Annotated in this window: 15 protein-coding genes and 1 pseudogene; 10 read left to right on the plus strand and 6 right to left on the minus strand. The window is 54.1% G+C overall.

Going from position 1 to position 17,082, the window contains the following annotated elements; genetic code table 11:
- Positions 1-407 precede the first annotated feature (407 nt).
- Positions 408-1,667, minus strand: coding sequence for a bifunctional folylpolyglutamate synthase/dihydrofolate synthase (locus SPI6313_RS16915; protein WP_072622051.1), 1,260 nt, complete (start codon positions 1,665-1,667; stop codon positions 408-410).
- Positions 1,668-1,872: 205 nt separating this feature from the next.
- Between SPI6313_RS16915 and SPI6313_RS16920 the strand changes: the two genes are divergently transcribed.
- Genes SPI6313_RS16920 through SPI6313_RS16930 form a run of 3 tightly spaced genes read left to right on the plus strand, consistent with a single transcriptional unit; the run spans position 1,873 to position 5,951 of the window.
- The gene (locus SPI6313_RS16920; RefSeq protein WP_084669082.1) at positions 1,873-3,828 is read left to right on the plus strand and encodes a response regulator; all 1,956 of its coding nucleotides are present in this window, start codon (positions 1,873-1,875) and stop codon (positions 3,826-3,828) included.
- A gap of 25 nt (positions 3,829-3,853) precedes the next feature.
- Positions 3,854-4,531, plus strand: a complete 678-nt coding sequence (locus SPI6313_RS16925; protein ID WP_072622053.1) for a response regulator transcription factor — start codon at positions 3,854-3,856, stop codon at positions 4,529-4,531.
- Complete coding sequence (locus tag SPI6313_RS16930) at positions 4,497-5,951, plus strand: sensor histidine kinase (RefSeq protein WP_072622054.1); 1,455 nt, start codon at positions 4,497-4,499, stop codon at positions 5,949-5,951. The genes SPI6313_RS16925 and SPI6313_RS16930 overlap by 35 nt, the downstream gene beginning before the upstream one ends.
- 1 nt (position 5,952) lies before the next feature.
- Here the strand turns inward: SPI6313_RS16930 and SPI6313_RS16935 are convergent, their stop codons facing one another.
- Both SPI6313_RS16935 and SPI6313_RS16940 read right to left on the minus strand, forming a co-directional pair.
- Positions 5,953-6,957 carry a zinc-dependent alcohol dehydrogenase family protein gene (locus SPI6313_RS16935; protein WP_072622055.1) on the minus strand — a complete coding sequence of 335 codons (1,005 nt, stop codon included), beginning with the start codon at positions 6,955-6,957 and terminating at the stop codon, positions 5,953-5,955.
- Between the two features lie 52 nt (positions 6,958-7,009).
- Positions 7,010-9,214, minus strand: a complete 2,205-nt coding sequence (locus tag SPI6313_RS16940; RefSeq protein WP_072622056.1) for a sensor histidine kinase — start codon at positions 9,212-9,214, stop codon at positions 7,010-7,012.
- Positions 9,215-9,393: 179 nt separating this feature from the next.
- Between SPI6313_RS16940 and SPI6313_RS16945 the strand changes: the two genes are divergently transcribed.
- Positions 9,394-10,875 (plus strand): TM0106 family RecB-like putative nuclease, encoded by a 1,482-nt coding sequence (locus SPI6313_RS16945; protein ID WP_217650641.1) that lies wholly within the window; start codon positions 9,394-9,396, stop codon positions 10,873-10,875.
- Positions 10,876-10,997: 122 nt separating this feature from the next.
- A complete protein-coding gene (gene tnpC / locus SPI6313_RS16950) occupies positions 10,998-12,449 on the plus strand; it encodes an IS66 family transposase (RefSeq protein WP_072619710.1) in 1,452 nt (483 codons plus the stop codon).
- 34 nt (positions 12,450-12,483) lie between these two features.
- Here the strand turns inward: tnpC and SPI6313_RS22430 are convergent.
- Positions 12,484-13,313 (minus strand): annotated as a pseudogene (locus tag SPI6313_RS22430) (IS1 family transposase).
- A gap of 65 nt (positions 13,314-13,378) precedes the next feature.
- Here SPI6313_RS22430 and SPI6313_RS25415 point away from each other — a divergent pair.
- The 4 genes from SPI6313_RS25415 (at position 13,379) to SPI6313_RS16975 (ending at position 14,140) form a co-directional block, all read left to right on the plus strand.
- The gene (locus SPI6313_RS25415; RefSeq protein WP_072623198.1) at positions 13,379-13,459 is read left to right on the plus strand and encodes a type II toxin-antitoxin system YoeB family toxin; all 81 of its coding nucleotides are present in this window, start codon (positions 13,379-13,381) and stop codon (positions 13,457-13,459) included.
- A 96-nt stretch (positions 13,460-13,555) separates the two neighbouring features.
- On the plus strand, positions 13,556-13,699 hold the full coding sequence (locus tag SPI6313_RS23670; RefSeq protein WP_175551172.1) for a hypothetical protein: 144 nt from the start codon (positions 13,556-13,558) through the stop codon (positions 13,697-13,699).
- Positions 13,696-13,902 carry a type II toxin-antitoxin system HicB family antitoxin gene (locus SPI6313_RS16970; RefSeq protein WP_072622057.1) on the plus strand — a complete coding sequence of 69 codons (207 nt, stop codon included), beginning with the start codon at positions 13,696-13,698 and terminating at the stop codon, positions 13,900-13,902. The genes SPI6313_RS23670 and SPI6313_RS16970 overlap by 4 nt, the downstream gene beginning before the upstream one ends.
- A gap of 16 nt (positions 13,903-13,918) precedes the next feature.
- Positions 13,919-14,140 (plus strand): type II toxin-antitoxin system VapB family antitoxin, encoded by a 222-nt coding sequence (locus SPI6313_RS16975; RefSeq protein WP_072622058.1) that lies wholly within the window; start codon positions 13,919-13,921, stop codon positions 14,138-14,140.
- Positions 14,141-14,192: 52 nt separating this feature from the next.
- Here the strand turns inward: SPI6313_RS16975 and SPI6313_RS16980 are convergent, their stop codons facing one another.
- Positions 14,193-14,750, minus strand: coding sequence for a DUF3122 domain-containing protein (locus SPI6313_RS16980; RefSeq protein WP_084669083.1), 558 nt, complete (start codon positions 14,748-14,750; stop codon positions 14,193-14,195).
- Between the two features lie 70 nt (positions 14,751-14,820).
- Positions 14,821-15,417, minus strand: a complete 597-nt coding sequence (locus SPI6313_RS16985; RefSeq protein WP_072622059.1) for a Tll0287-like domain-containing protein — start codon at positions 15,415-15,417, stop codon at positions 14,821-14,823.
- A 181-nt stretch (positions 15,418-15,598) separates the two neighbouring features.
- On the opposite strand from SPI6313_RS16985, the gene SPI6313_RS16990 reads away from it, so the two are divergent.
- A complete protein-coding gene (locus tag SPI6313_RS16990) occupies positions 15,599-16,957 on the plus strand; it encodes a DUF922 domain-containing protein (RefSeq protein WP_072622060.1) in 1,359 nt (452 codons plus the stop codon).
- Positions 16,958-17,082: the final 125 nt, after the last annotated feature.

Genomic DNA, 17,082 nt, shown 5'->3' on the forward strand with positions numbered 1-17,082 from the left:
GATTATCTTTAGCAACCTCAACAGCTTTATGGGCAGGCAAGGGGCTTAACTTCCCTGGTTGATGAAGTCCAAGACTGAGAAGTGATTGAGGATTGCTATGGATTAGTGAGGGAGTGATTGCAATGGAATTCAACCCCAGGATGGATATGCAAACTTAAACAGTTGCATACTTTGAGCCTATCGTGTTTGAGTTAAGAATTACCATTTTAATCCCATCTTTGAAGGTAAAGTTTAGGTTCGTTCATGTCCTGTTACGGGTTAATTGAATTTTGGTCAAAAAATGTAACGAAACCACGATACTAATCCCTCACTGTGCAATCTCGATTGGCGCTCTTGCTCCTGCGATTGATGGGGATTTTTAGATTGGCCGGGCGAGGATGTCAACGGCAACGGATCGGGCCTGCGGTTTAAGCCCGGTGCGATCGCTCACGAAAAAAGTAACCGAGGAGGTAAAGGGAGCCGCAGAACACCAACCGCGAACCGGAGGATTGACCGGCGGCAGTGAGGGCGGGGAATAGATCCCCGTGACAATGGCAGGCGGCGAGGTTGGGGCAAACATCAAGAGCAAGGGTTTGGAGAGTGTCCGGGGAGGCGGTGAGGTGGTCGGGAACGGGCACAAGGTGGAGACTGTCGCCCTCCCGCAGCAGGGCCGTTAAGATGTCGCGATGGTCTTTGGTGGCGAGCATTCCCATCACCCAGGTGGTGGGTTGGGGTGGGGTGAGGCCGTCGAGATAGGTGCGCAGGGCTTCAGCGGCGGCGGTGTTGTGCGCTCCGTCTAAGAGGATGTCGCGGCCCTGCCAGTGATCCCACTGTAAGCGGCCCGGCCATTGGGCTGATCCCATGCCTTGGATCAGGGCGGCATCGGGAATGTTCCAGCCTTGCGATCGCAACTCCTGCACCGCCGCCACCGCCAAGGCTGAATTTTGTAACTGCACATCCCCCACGAGGGAAACGGGGTAATCAATCCCCTGCCACGTTGCCCAACCGGGCTGCGCAGCCCAGTGGGCCGGCTTGACCCACTGGGTCGGACAGGCTAAGGCTTCGGCCCGTGCCGCGATCACGCGATGGGCTTCGGGGGGGAACTGTCCCAACACCGCTGGCCGTCCAGGTTTGAGAATCCCGGCCTTTTCGCGGGCGATATCGGCCAAGGTGGGACCGAGGCGTTGCCAATGTTCGCGGGTGAGGGAGGTAATGACGCTGACCAGGGGGCGATCGCACACATTCGTCGCATCCAAGCGCCCCCCCAATCCCACCTCCATCACCGCCACATCCACCCGCTGCTCCGCAAAATAGAGCCAGGCCGCCGCCGTCACAATTTCAAACACCGTCGGCGGTTCGGCATCGGGATCAATGGCCGCCATCACCCGTCCTAGGATGGCATCAAGCGCCTCAAGGGTAATGAGTTCTCCCTGACACCAAAACCGCTCCGGCCAATCCACCAAATGAGGGGAGGTGTAGCGACCGACGCGATCGCCCGCCGCCGTGAGCACCGCTGCTAAATAGGCACAGACGGAGCCTTTGCCATTGGTGCCGCCGACGTGAATGATCGGCAGGGTGAGGTGTGGATCGCCCAGGCGATGGAGTAGGTGCTGGATGCGGTCAAGACCGAGATTCACCCCAAAGGTTTGATAGGGGCGGAGGCGGTCGGTGATCGGGGAGTGCAGCATGGGAAAAGATTTAGAGGAATAAAAATTTTGGTAAATGCCGTGGAAAGACGAGGGACTCCTTAGCCGCGATTCAATAAGATGTTAGGTAACAGGCCGTTAATACCGACTGAAAATTGTAATTGATTCAGGGATTAACGGGATCGGTTAGGGTGCGTTGCTCTGACTCCTTGCTCTCTCCTCTAACTATATTTTGCTACCTGCGCCTATGCCCTCCTCTCAGCCATTGATCTGGGGTGAACTCACCCTCAATCGCGAGACGCAAAGGGTCACCTATCACGGCCGATCGATCACCTTGACCCCGACGGAAAGCCGTTTGCTGGAGTTGTTTTTACAGCAGCCGAGTCAAGTGCAGTCCTATCGAGCGATCGCGAAACATCTGTGGTCGTTGGATGACTTTGCCGCCGATGCCCCCATTGCCATGCAGCTCAAACAACTGCACCATCGCCTCGCGATCATTAGTGTGCCCGAAGTGATCAGCGCGGTCTATGGCATTGGGTATCGTCTGGAGGATCTGCCCACCCATGGGAAGGGGGGAGAACCTTCACCGATGCTCGAACTGCTCTGGCGCAACCATGCCCCCCAAATTCACGATCGCCTCGCGCAACTCGAAACCGCCAGCACCGCCCTAGCCCAACAGCAGTTAACCCCAACCCAGGCCGCCGCCGCCCAAGCCCTCGCCCATCAATTAGCCGGCTCCTTGGGGGTGTTTGGCCTGCAACAGGCCTATGGATGGGCCCAACAGCTTGAACGCCACTGGCAGGACTGGCAACAGACTCAGCAGACATCCCCCGATGCGATCGCTCAACTCCTGAAGCAATTACAAACCACCGTCGGCACGCTCTCCCATACCTACGGTGTCGAGGTGGAACCGCTGGCCCCATCCCCCACCGCCGCCGCCAAACCCCCCAACCATGGCACAGTGCTCCTCGTAGATAGTGACGGGCTGCTCACAACCCGGCTCCAAGCGCAGGCCAAGCAGTGGCACTTTCAGCTTTATAGTGCTCCGGATTCCGAGGCGGCGGAGGTGATGCTTCAACGCCATGAGCCGGATATTGTGTTGCTGGATTTGGCCATTTCCGGGGAGCCGAACGGGGGATTTACACTGCTGAAATCGTTGCAAAAACGCTATCCCCGTCTGCCGATCGTGGTGTTTAGTGCGGAGGATGATTTAACGGTGCGGGCGGCAGTGGCGGCCTATCCTCCGGAGGTGATGACCGCGAGCCATTCTGTGTTTTTGTCGAAATCTGCCACGCCGGCGGAGGTGTTTGATGCGATCGCGACGATCCTCCAACCGAAGCAGATTCCCCAATCTCAAATCCTGATGGTGGATGATGATCCATTAATCCTCGACCATTTGCAATTGTTGTTTAGTCAATGGGGATTCACCGCCACCCCCCTCCATGATTCGCGCCATTTCTGGAAGACCCTGGAGGCCACTAACCCCGATTTGCTGATTTTGGATCTGCAAATGCCCCATTTTGATGGAATTCAACTCTGTAAAGTGGTGCGCCAAGATCCCCACTGGCAGGGGTTGCCGATCCTGTTTCTCAGCAGTGCGTGCGATCGCGACACGATCCGCCAAATTTATCAAAGCGGAGCCGATGACTACATTGCCAAACCCGTCCATGACGCAGAACTCTCGACCCGTGTTTTCAACCGCCTTGAGCGGATTCAACTGTTGCGCAGTTGTGATGAAACCGACTTCCTCACCGGCTTAATGAATCGTCGCTGGGCCTCCCAAGCCATGCAACGTTATTTCCGCCTCGCCCAACGCTATCAACATCCCCTCTCCGTGGCCTTGGTGAACATTAACGGTTTCCAACAGATTAACAATCGCTATGGTCAACGCATTAGCGATCGCCTCCTGCATCAATTGGGCGAACTCCTGCAACAAAACTTTGAGCCGGAGGATGTGATCTCCCGTTGGGGTGGCGATGAATTTATGGTGGGATTGTACGGACTGACTAAATCCCAAGCCTTGGTGAAAATGAATTATCTCCTCGCAGCGGTGCGTCAAACTCCCTTCTTGGGGTTCGATAAGGTGGAAATTTATCTGACGCTCCGGGTCGGCATTGCCACCTATCCCGATGACGGAGAGGATGTGCCGAGTCTGTATCAACAGGCAGATTTGGCCCTCTATCGGCAGCGGGTCGAGGCGTAAGACAAGATTAAAACAAGATCACGGCATGAAAATTCTAATCGTCGAGGATGATGCACGGATTCACCAAGCCCTGCGAGAGGCCCTAGAGGATCAGCGTTATGTGGTGGAGGTGGCTGAAGATGGGGAATTGGGCTGGGACTATCTGCTGACGGGGGTGTTTGATGTGGTGGTGTTGGATGTGATGCTGCCGAAGTTGGATGGGGTGAGCCTCTGTCGGCGGCTGCGCGATCGCGGCGATCGCACTCCGGTGTTGATGTTGACGGCACGGGATACGAGTCGGGACAAGGTAATGAGCTTGGATGGGGGAGCCGATGACTATGTGGTGAAGCCCTTTGATTTGGCGGAACTGTTGGCGCGGATTCGGGCTTTGGTACGGCGAGGCGCGATCGCCCACACGCCGATCCTCACCTGGGAACACCTCCACCTCGATCCCCGCACCTGTGAAGTCCGCTACGCTCAAAAACACCTCACTCTCACCCCCAAGGAATACGGCTTGCTGGAACTATTCCTGCGCCACGGCAGCCAGGTGTTGAGTCGGGCGATGATTCTCGATCATCTCTGGGCGTTTGAAGATATGCCCGGCGAAGAAACGGTTAAAGTACATTTGCGGAGTGTGCGCCAAAAATTAAAGCAGGCGGGTGCTCCGAGTCAACTGATTGAAACGATTTATGGTTTGGGCTATCGACTTAATCCGAATCTCTGAAGCTCCGCTGCGGCAATGGCGCGATCGCTTTTTTATCTCCTACGTGGCGATTTTGGCGACCTTGTTGGGGATTTTTTCCACGGCGATCTATCACGTGGTGGCCCGCGATCGCAACCATCAACTCAACACCCACCTCACCCAACTGGCCGAAACCGCCGCCCACACCCTCGACATCGTCAAACATGAATACGCAGAACTCGCCCACGCCGATCAAGACGACGAAGACGATGATGATGAAGACGACGAAGACGACGACGATGATTATGCCACCTACGCCGCCACCCTCCCACGCCATGCCGACGGCAGCCTTCGCCCCATCTCCCTCAACCGGTTAATGGGCAAATACGAAGCCGCCTCCATCCTTGACCTCCCCCAACTCAACCGTCCCCAAAATCTTCAGGGCGTGGAATGGTACGACGAACACCGCCGCCTCATGGTGCGCGAAGGGAGCCTGTTTCCAGCGCAGCCCTTCCCCCACCCGCGCCAAATTTCCGGGTCATTCACGCAAACGGGACAACTGCGCACAGTCATTTTGCCCGTCTACCGCAATGGGGCCAAGCAGCCCGGTGCGCCCCTAGTGGGGTATATCCGGGCGAGTGAATCCACCGCCGCCTTGACTGCGGAACTGGATCGCTTGCGGTGGGGCTTGGGGTTGGGGGCGGTGTTGATGACGGGGCTGGCGGCGGTGAGTGGGATTTGGTTGACGCGCCAAGCCCTGCGCCCTGTGGTGCAAAGCCTGACCCGGTTGCAGCAGTTCACTGCCGATGCGTCCCATGAGTTGCGCAATCCCTTAACGGCGATTCGGGCTTCGGTGGCGGTGATGCAGTCCCACCGGGAACGGGTCGATCGCGCTGATTGGGGCAAGTTAGACGCGATCGCCACCGCATCGGCCCAGATGAGCCACTTGGTCGATGACTTGCTCCTGTTGGCACGGATGGATCAACAGTGGACGGAAGCCCCCTCCTGGCGGCGGGTGGCGGTGGATGAAATTCTCGAAGATCTGGTGGAGTTTTGGAGCGATCGCGCCGCCCAAGCCCAGATCACCCTCACTGCCCACCTCCAGCCCAACATCCTGATGCAGGGCAACCCCGACCAACTCCATCGTCTCTTCAACAACCTGATCACCAACGCCCTCACCTACAGCCCCGCCGGCAGCCGCGTCACCGTCACCCTCACCCACGACTCCCTAAATGCGATCGCCATGATCCAAGACACTGGCATCGGCATCGCCCCCCAGCATCTCCCCTACATTTTCGATCGGTTTTGGCGGGCTGACCCCTCCCGCACTCCCCAGGATGGCGGCAGTGGTTTAGGACTAGCGATCGTTCAGGGCATCGTCCATCAACATCGCGGCAAAATCACCGTCCAAAGCACCCCCCAGCAGGGTAGTTGTTTTCGCGTCGAACTACCCCTGGGGTAGTCTATGCGATCGCCAACACCACCTTGCCCGTCGTCGATCCCGTTTCAATTGCCCGGTGCGCCGCTGCCGCCGCCGCGAGGGGAAAATGCTGCGCCACATGAATGCTTAATTGACCTTGATCAAACCATTGCCCACATTGCCGCAAAATCTCGCCGTGATACCGTTGGCCCGCCTCATCTCCGGACAACATCGGCGTTAACATCAATTCAAGACTGATCCGATGGTTGCGTTTGCGGGCTTCCTTGAAGCTGCCCTGATGGTGATCCGGCTCCAAAATGGTCACCAGATCACCATAGGTGCGCACCGCCGGAACCGTTTCAAAAAACGTCGCACCGCCCACCGTGTCAAAGGCCACATCGACCCCGGTTCCCTCAGTCCAAGCCAGCACCGCCGCTGTGACATCGGTTTGGGTATAGAGAATCGGCTCATCAGCCCCCAACTGCCGCACCAGCCGCGCCTTGTCCAGAGTGCTCACCGTCGTACAAACCCGCGCCCCCCGTAACTTCGCCAACTGAATCGCCACATGGCCTACGCCCCCGGCTCCAGCGTGAATGAGCACCGTTTGATTGGCGGTGAGGCGGGCGCGATCGTAGAGGGCTTCCCAGGCGGTGATCAACACCAAGGGAGCCGCCGCCGCCTCTAAAAAACTCAACCGCTTCGGCTTCGGGGCCGCAAAATGTTCCGGAATCACCGCATATTCGGCATAGTTGCCCGTTCCGGATACCCCCAAACCGCCGCAGCAGTAATACACTGCATCCCCCGGCTTAAACTGGCTCACGGCACTGCCCACCGCCTCCACAACCCCCGCCCCATCGCAGCCTAAAATCGCGGGCATCTGTTCCGGGTAGAATGTGCCGCGCTGTCGCAGCTTGGTGTCAATGGGATTCACCCCCGCCCCGTGGAGTTTGATCAGGAGGTGATGGGGTTGGGTGATTTCGGGCGTGGGAACCCGGTGGAGTTGCAACACGTCGGGTTGTCCAGGTTGGGAAAATGTAACCGCTTGCATGGTGTGTATTCTTGGGTGCGATAAGACGGGAGGGGGTGCGATCGCCCAAAATTCACGATCGCAATGTCGCTTCAGCGTTGAGTATTTCTATGGCTGGAGTGATTGTAAAGTAAAACGTCGCCCCTTCTCCCACCACCCCCTTAGCCCAAATTTTACCGCCGTGGCGTTCGAGGATGCGTTGCACAATGGTTAAGCCAATCCCCGTACCCTCAAATTCACTTTGGGAATGCAGCCGCGCAAAGGTATGAAACAGCTTATCCGCATAGGACATATCAAAGCCAGCACCATCATCTTGGACAAAAAAGATGGGAACCTGCGCTGAGATTTGACGTTGGCTATAGATATCCGGGTCACGGCATTGGCCAAATTGAATTTGAGACTGCGATCGCTTACTGGTATATTTCCACGCATTATTAAATAAATTTTCTAAAGCAATCCGTAAAAGCGATTCATTCCCCTGCACGGTTAAATTCGGTTCCAGAATAAACGTCACCTGCCGATCTGGTGCATTCATTGTTAGCTCTGCGGAAATTTGTTGCGCCAGGGTGCTTAAATCCACCGTGGCTAGGGTTAATTCCATCCGAGTTGAACGGGAAAGTTGCAAAAGATCATGAATTAGTTGCCGCATTCGACCACAAGAATTCTGAATTTGAACGAGATAGTCTTGGCCTTCCTCATTTAAAACATCACCATATTCTTCCCGCAACATTTGATTAAAAAATTCAATGTGAGAAATAGGCGTTCGTAAATCATGGGACACAGTGCGAGAAAAAGATTCAAGTTCGTCATTAACATTTTCGAGTTCAATGGTGCGCTGCTGGAGAGAAACATTTAACGCCTTGATCTGTGCTTCTGCCTTTTTTTGCTTGGTGACATCGCGCCCCACACAAACAAAGTCTTGGGTATCATCTTCCGTTTCAATCACACCGCAGGAAAAAGAGACATACAGCACCTGTCCATTCCGTTGCCGACAGATCACCTCTGCTTGAAACTTTAACTGTCCTTGGGCTAAATTACCGAGAAAGTTTTGATCATCGACGAGCTTACTAATGGGTTGATTAATTAACTCATAGTCCTCATAGCCAAAGAGTTTTTGTGTGGCGGCATTAATCGTTTTGATCACTCCTGATTTTGTGGTGACGACTAAGGCATCAGCCATGGAGTTGATGATTTGAGTGATGTAGTTTTTGGCGGTTGCTAATTTTTTGAGGAGGAGTTGAGCTTCATTCGCACTTTGAATCAGGCGTTGTTGAAAGAGCATCCGCTCCGTAGCGTTATTTAATAAAATAATTAGCTTGGCAGGATAGCCGATGGTGCGCTTGTGGGGATAGACACTGATATAAAGGTCAAAATAAAGGGGAAACTCGGTCTCTGAAAAACGAGCAATGCCTGAAATTTCATACCCTTCATGGCGATAGTTCAAGATCTCCGCGAGGATGAGTTCTAAGCCTGCAACTTCTGGAAAACTATCCCGAATATCAATACCTTCTTGAATGGTGGTGTCGTCTTCGGCATAGCGCTGTACACCGTTGGAATATTCCTGGATGGTGAAGGTGTGGTCTAGGATCACGTAGTCTTGATGGGTGATCGGGGGTTGCAGGAGGGGGTTTTGGAGATGGCTTTGGGTATCAATGAGCACATCACTGAGCATTTGTTGCATCATGTTGGCTCGATCAATAATTTGATTGAGATAAGCGGTGGTGCTTGGTTCGAGGGGAACGTGACGGGGTTCAGCGAGGAGAGTATTAAGCTGTTTGCGAATCTGGATTAAGGTTTGGCGGAGGTGATGACTGGCTAGATAGGGAAATTGACTGAGGGCGGTGCTTTTGAGGTTAACGTTGGAGTTTGAGGGGCCGGGGCGATTTCCCAGTTTGGCGAGGGGATTGGCGGTTGTGGTGAGGGGGCGGCGTTGGAGATTGTGTTCGATGACTTTGAGGCGCAGCTTTTGTTCTGTGGGGGGGGCAGTGCGGAGGAGATAGTCGTTGACACCGCAGTTGAGGAGAGTTTGGAGGTGTTGGGCGTTGATGTGATCGAGGACGGCGATCAGGGTGGTGTAGGGGTGGGTTTGACGAATTTTGCGGCAGAGGTTGGCGGCTTGATCGCTCAACTCGTCTGCCTGGAGGAGAATGAGGGGATAAAATGGAGGGGCTGGCGGCGGACAACCGTGGGATTGAACGGTGATGTGATGCCGATTGGATCGCATTAATTCGATGAGCGATCGCATGGCAGCATCGTCTCCAATCACTAACACCTGCATAGCTTTTTCCTCGTGTGACAACCCAATTTGTAAATATGCAGTAACCCTGATGCGATGCGCCTACCTTCTATCATAGAAAGCATCGAGTCTGAACGAATACTACAGAGTGACGTAAATCCCTGTGACGTTGCAAAACTCAATAAAAATCCTATGCGTTCCGGAATCAATCGCACCCCCTTATGATCGTGCTGACGGATGATTTGTTGTTGAACTACACCCGCTGTACTCGTCGGGCTTACCTGACGGTTTATGGCGATCGCAGTCAGCGCACCGCCGATAAAGAATTTGTCCTCAAACTGCGCCGCGAACATCAGCGCCTCGTACAAGACCACCTCACTGGACAAACCGTGGTCACACCGGACTACGCACCGGGGGATTGGCAAGCGGGTGCGGAGCAGACGGAACTCCTTATGGCCCAAGGGGTTGAACAGATTCACCGAGGTATTTTGTATTGGGATGCTCCCCTGAGCACCTTAGATAGCTTAACAACGACACCGCAAGCGATTACAGCAGTGGGACGGCCGACTCTCTTGGTGAAGCAGACAGGCTCTTCTCGCTTTGGGGACTGGTGCTATCGCCCGGTCAATATCAAGTTAGGGAAACGTCCTAAGTCTGAATACAAAATTGTCGCTGCCTTTCAGGCCATTTTGCTGGCCCATGTGCAAATCATGCCCCCTACTCTGGCGCAATTAATCTTGCGTGATGGTGGAACCTATTGGGTGGATTTGGCCCAGTGGGAAGGGAAAGTGTGGGAGGTGATCTTGGATTGCCTGACCATGCTGGGGGCGGAGGAGATTCCGGAGGTGTTTATTTCGCGGCAGCGGTGCAGTTTGTGCCCGTGGTATGACCATTGCCATCAGGAGGCGGCAGCGTCTCAACATCTTTCGTTAGTGCCTGGGGTCACCCCCTCGCGCTACAGTGCATTGCAGGCCGTGGGCATTACAGAGTTGGCGCAATTGGCCCAACTTGATCCCCAATGTTTGCAGCCTGAGGTGGATCGGCCGATCGCCGCTCAAATGCAACAGCAGGCGTTAGCGTTGGTGGACGATCGCGCCCTACCTACCCCAGAAGCGATGGTGCGATCGCAAACCTTCCCCCCCCTCGCCCCGATTGAACTCTATTTCGACCTCGAAGCCGAACCCGATCGCAACGTGGATTTTCTCTTCGGCGTGCTCTGTGTCAACCATGTTAAACAAACCGAAACATTTCACGGCTTTTTTGCGGAAAAACCCGAAAATGAACCCCTAATTTGGCAGCAATTTCTCGCCCTCCTCCATCGGTATCCCACTGCCCCCATCGTGCATTTTTCTGCCTACGAAGTAGAAACGATTAAACGGTTAACAAAACGTTATCGGATGTCACAGCATCCCCTCAAAACCCTTTTACCCCGTTTCATTGACGTGCATGATTGGCTGCTGAAATTAGCCGTGCTCCCCGTCGAAAGTTATTCCCTCAAATCCGTTGCCAAGTGGCTTGGATTCACCTGGCGGGATGAAGGACTCAGCGGGGATCAAACGGTTTGCCTATATGAAAAATGGCTAGAAGCAGGGGATCAAGACGCTTTAGCAACCATTATTCGCTATAACGAAGACGATTGCCGCGCCACCCATAAATTACGACTGTGGCTGACAGAATGGCAGCGATCGCTACACAATCTTTGAAGGAATTAAGCCCCTCAAGGGTTGATTTTGCGCCTCAGGTTGTCCGCTTTGATTAAAGTTATGCGTAAGGATTCAGGTGGGGGGGGGGTTGACAAATCAGAAAAAACAGCTAGGTTAGCACAATGAAGCCCATCGAGATTCCCCCAGCCGTCGAACGAGAGCAACTGAGACAAGCATCATCAGAGGTGCTGGTGGAACTGGTGTTGCGGCAACAAGAGATTATTCAGCAACTAGTCTGGGAAATAGAGCGGCTCAAGAACAACGCCAACAGCGATAGCGAGAGTTCATCGAAACCCCCATCAAGCGACATCCACAAACGCTCAGAACACCAACCCCCAGAAAAAGAGCCACCAAGCCAAGGAAAGCGTAAACCCGGTGGGCAACCCGGTCATCAGGGAAAAACTCGCAAAGGGTTTGGCAGAATAGACCGCTACGAAATGGTGCGAGCGCAAGTGTGTGGGTACTGTGGGAGCCAAGAGTTGAGCCTAGTCCCCCGAAAAACGCGCCGCCATGAAGTAGCCGAGTTAATCCAACCCGCCATAGAAGTAGTGGAGTATGAGCAGCAGTGCTGCTGTTGTAGCCGATGCGGACAGGAAACATGGGGAGAGTTACCGCCGCCAGTGCTGGGAGGTCAAAGCTTAGGAGCCGGACTGCAATCCCTGTTGGTGTGGTTGGGGAACTACGCTCACATGAGCTATGAAAAGCAGCAGGAATTCCTAGAGGAACTGGGGAATATCACCGTGGGAGTAGGGACATTACAAGCGACCAATGAAAGGGCATCCCAAAGCGTTAAGCCGACAGTAGAGGAACTGGGAAACTGGGTGAAACACCAAGACTACGCCCAAGTGGATGAAACACCATGGCTAGTCAAGGGAGTGAAAGAGTGGATGTGGGTAGTGTGCGGGGTGGGTTTTTGCCTCTTCCACGCCGCTGATACTCGTTCAAGGGCGGAATTAGAGACCCTATTAGGTCGAAGCTTTGATGGTGTACTCGTCTCTGATGACTTCAGTGTGTACAACGGTTATGAGGTGAAAGCCCAGCAGAAGTGCTTGGCTCATCTAAGGCGGCACTTCAAGAAAGTCTGCAAGCTCAGGCATGGAAAAAATCCAGAGTTGGCGAAGGCATTCCTGGATTTGATTGACACAGCCTTTGAGCAGCATCGTCAGTGGCGTGAAACCGAGGATGGGGCTGCCTATCATCAATGGGCGGCGGGCTTTATCTATGAGGTGAAGGCGGCTGTGGAGCATTGGCTCCCCCTGGCTGGGCATGAGGCGGGCTTGTTATTGCGCTCTCTACGCGATAAGGCAAATCAGTGGTGGTATTTCCTGTCCCATCCAGAAATTCCCCCGGATAATAATCGTGCGGAACGCTCGTTGCGGTTGGCTGTAACCAAGCGTAAGGTTTGTGGTGGCTCGCGTTCGATGGCAGGTTTTGCCCAGACGGCAAGGTTACTGAGTGTGATTCAGACTTGTCGGACTCAAGGGCGTTCGGTGTTGAGTTTCTTGAAACAAGCTTTGATGGCGACGGCTTCTCCTGAGCAAGTCTCCATGCCTTCCCTCATCCCTGCTACCTGAATCCTTACGTCAAGACGGATTAATAGGTAGTGCATTAGATTATTGTGGGGAAGGAGAGGATATCCTGCCAACTCCAGCGATGGTCAGTCAATCCTGCTCGTTGTGCCGCCGTGCTCTTGTAGCGACTGTGCTGCCAGATCCAGTTGAAATAACTCACCACTAAACGCACCGTCACCTTTGTCTGCTGCCACAGTTTGCCAAACTTGTTCTGTCGTCGATGCCACCCTACCCGTCTGCTGCCTGATAATTCCATTGGTACGCTCCAACCGTTGCGTTTGGTCTTTGCCAATGTAGTGCTCAATTTCCAGCGGCAGTACCCGCTCATATCCTCCCCAGTTGTCACTATTCCATTGCTGGCAATGGGTCTTTCCCTCCGTGCTCACCACCAGTTCTTCAATCAGTTCATCGGTGTGTTTCCCCACTCGTGCTGTCAAGATTAACCCGCTCGAATCTGCCAAACTCATCGCAATCCAGCAATCGCCTACTTCAACTTCTTCGGGCAAGCATTGTTTGTTTTTTTTTCACGAATGACCACATCTCATCAGCACTCACGTCCTCCGTTTCCACGCCCTGCACTTGGTCGTTATGAACCAGCAAAGCTTTAGCACTGGCGGCACGAATAATACTGACCACGGTGTTATAGGCTAATCCGCTGATGCGGCTGACTCCTCGCAAGCTAGTGCCTTCACTGTGGGCTTGAAGTACTTGCTCAATCTGCTCCGGAGTAACATGGCGATAGTAGTAGAGGGTGTCAAAACTCTCGGCAAAGGTTTGCTGGCAGTGAGGGCAGAAGTAGCGTTGATGACCATTGGGCATTTTGCCGTGTTTGTGGGTTTTGGGATGACCGCAGAGCCGACATTCCATAGTTTTAGTGCAGTGGTAACGATTCCTCTACTTTACCAAACCCACATCATTTTGACGCACTACCGATTAATAGTGAACATCGTCTAGTTTACAAAATCGCAGAAGATACCCTCATTATCGTGTCTTGTCGCCTCCATTATCAATAACCTCAAAATAGAACTGAAATGATATAGCAATTTCTAGAGCCATGCGGTACAGAGATCCCCCTCAATCCCCCTTAAAAAGGGGGAAGTAAGATTCTCATGAGTCGCGAAAACGCTATAGAAAATCTCCCACCCACCCAAACCCCATCTGCCCGTGAACTAGCCGGTGATTTAGTTGGTTGCTTAGAAAGTCCCGAAGACCTCTCCAATAATCCAGATTATTTTCAAGGATTTGGTGAATGAACTACACCCTTACAATTCAATGGTCAACAGATGATCAGTGCTTTGTTGTTTTTCTGCCTGACTTTGCCGATACCGTCCTGCAACCCGTCACCCACGGCGAAACCTACGAAACCGCCCTCAAAAACGCCCACGAAGTTATTCAGCTCCTGATCGAAACTGCCCAAACCGAAGGAACATCCTTACCCCACCCCCAAACCGCTTAACTTAAATCACGCCCCCATGCAAAACACCCCTAACATTGACGAAACAATCCTCGCTGAAGCCCTCGCCCTCAGCAACAACCAAACCCCCGAAGATGTGCTTAAAACCGCCCTCCAAGAATACATTCAACGCCGCCGCCAACTTCAAATCATCGAACTTTTCAACACCATCGACTACGATCCAGACTATGACTATAAACAGCAGCGTCATGTTTGCTTTGAAACAAGGTTTAACGCCTAGCGGTAGAGCTACAATTCATCTGCTAATAATTCTGGATCAAAGAGCTTGCGCGTTAACTGAGGGCGGCTTCGGATTGTTCGAGGATGCTTTGCCATTCTTGGATGAGGCGGGGGGGAATTTTGAGGATGAAGAGGCTTTGGGATTGGGTGGGGACGGAGAGGAGACAGGGGATGGCGGGGTCGAGGTCGGGGATGATGCTGGTGATGTCGTATTGGGCGACGTTGTCGGGAATTTCGCTCGGATCGCGCTTAATTTTGGTGGAGACGTTGGGGAGTTGGAAGCGTTTGCCGAGGGAGGTTTCGAGGATGAGGGGTTGCTCGTGGTCGAGGGGAGTAAGGTCAGGAAAGCCAACGATCCTCAGGAGAACGGGATCGCGGTGGTCGCCGTAGGTGTGGGTGAAGGCGATCGCTTGCCAGGTTTGCCGATTGAGGTCGCGGATGCTGGCTTTGGAGCGATAGAGCATCCGACCGGGGGCATCGATGTGGGTATACAGATCCGCCTGGGCGGGGGCGCTGAACCCGAAGCTGATGCAACAGAGGAGGAGCGCGATCGCTGACCCACGACGCAGCAGGCGAAATAAAGCATTGAGGTGAGACGTGAGGTTAACCATGATTCAGAGAAAAAATGTAGAACTGGGGCGATCGCGCCCCAAAGGTCAGGATTTTAGTTGAGTTGGGGGATTAATTGGACATCTTAGCCAATGCTGCCTGGGCTTCGGGGACGAAGACTGCATACATGCCGCGCAGATCACCGGCTTGGAAATCGTAGGCGAGGTCTTGGGGATAGTTGTTCTTGACGAAATCCGGGCGGCTGGCTTTCGCGCCGTGGCAGGCGAGACAGGTGGCTTCAACGTTGATGCGGCGATAGTAGCGGGTTCCGGGTTCGCCGTTGATGGTTTCGGTTTGGACGAAGCTGATCAAGTCGGGGTGGGTCTCGAAGGTGGTCAGGGCGGCGCGGGCGGTGTCGGTGTCGGGGGCGTGGGCGGGGTTACGGTAGCGGCTGGCGATTTGCTTGACCTGCCAGGGGTGGGTTTCGTTGAGTTGCTTGGCTCGCATCCCGACGGGTTTGCAGACTTCTTTGAAGGTTTCGACGGTGGGGGGTTCGGTGCGGTCTTCGAGGGTGGAGGCGAGTTGCGATCGCATTTGGTCTAACTGTTCAATTTCCTGGACGACCTGGCCGAGTTCGGCGGGGGCAGGGGTTGCCCAAGCGGGGGCGGTGAATCCTAGGCTGAGGAGGAGGATGAGGCTAAAGCGCAGGAAAATGCGTTGAATAATCATGAGAAGTACGCTGATGTTTCAGTTTATTAATTATATAGCTAATCAAGAATATAAATGATATACAGTTCACATTAATTAAAAACAACCCCGTTAAAATTAAGTGAGGAATCGTTATTGATCGCGCCGCATCCCTAGGCATCGGGGCGCGATCGCGCCCCTTCTTCTGTCTTGCTGACTTGCTATGACCCTCACCCCTGGTCTGAACGCCCTAAAACAAAAGGATTATCCAAGGGCGATCGCGCTCTTGACCCACTATTGCGATCGTCACCCCGACCCCCAGGCCGTGGACTACTACAAAGCCCAAATCGGTCTGTGCCAAGCCTATCGCGCCACGGGCAAGATTCAACCGGCCCTAGACTGCTGCACCCGACTGCAAGCCAGCCCCTATCCGAAGGTGCAACAGTGGGCGGCTCAACAACGCCAAAGCCTGCACCGCCCCAAGCCGGAACAGGCCCTGCTCACCACCTTGCAGCAGGCCATGGATCAAGGGGATTACACCACGGTGATCACCCGTTTGGCCAAGACGCATTTTCCCCCCTCCTCCACGGCGACGAAACTAAAGTGCTTGCTGATCGAAGCCTATGAACAGAACGGCCAGCGGGAAGACGCGATCGCCCACAGCCAAGCCCTGCTCACCGACCCCGATCCGAAGCTGCAAAATTGGGCGCAACAGACCCTAGACCGTCTCGCGGCAGCGTCAGCAGCTCAAGCCTCACGTCCGCATCAGGGATGGCGGTGGCTGGGTTGGGTGGCGGTTTTGGGTGTGGTGGTGGGAGGGGTGGTGGGAGGGGTGGGGCGGTGGTTGCCCATGGAAAGGCAGGTTTCAGGATGGTCTGCGGATGTTGCGTCTTCACCCACGCCGATGACAGTGGAGCTGCCGACGCAATCGGATTGGCAACTGAGTCAATCGGCCCAGCGGTATACGTTGGCGTTTTCTCCGGCGGTGCGCAGCGAAATCATCCGCCAAAGCCAACAGGGACGCAATGCCAACGCGCCCCAGGTCAACGAGGAGAATACCTATTACGAAATTTACGGGCAGACGGCGGCGGATCTGCTACAGGAAATTCCGCTGCGGAGTCCACGCATGGATCACTACAGCGGCAAAACAGCGATCGCAACGGCAGCCCTGAAACCCAGTTGGAAATACGAATTTGTGCGGGTGGGGGCGGATTTTTGTGCGATCGCCACGGTGGAAACGATCGCGGATGTGGTCTATACCTTCCCGAAATGGGTGGACTATGACCAAGCCGATCGCCGCTTGCAACAACGCTGGGATATCTTTTTAAACGCCGTCACGCGCCATGAGCATCGACATCGCGATATTTTAATCGAAGCCTTGGTGCAAGCAGAACCCGCGATCTTAGCCCTCGAACCCCAGCCCACTTGTGAGCAAGCCGTGACCCAAGCCAACGCCGTGATGCATAACTTAATTAACCAATCCAACGAAAAACAGCACCACTTTGATGCCACGGATGATCACCCGGATTATTATGCGTTGCGGAGTCTAATGGTGGAAGAATGGCGCGATCGCCTGCCTTAACCCATTGATTAACCAAGATTCTAGGCCATACAAAAAATGGGAAGGACGATTCCCAAGCCCAGGGGGAGAATTTCAGGACGATCGCTGCCCCGCTGGAAGCAGAAATCGTTAAGATGGTGTCTAAG

The sequence above is a fragment of the Spirulina major PCC 6313 genome, from assembly GCF_001890765.1.
Classification (GTDB): domain Bacteria; phylum Cyanobacteriota; class Cyanobacteriia; order Cyanobacteriales; family Spirulinaceae; genus Spirulina; species Spirulina major.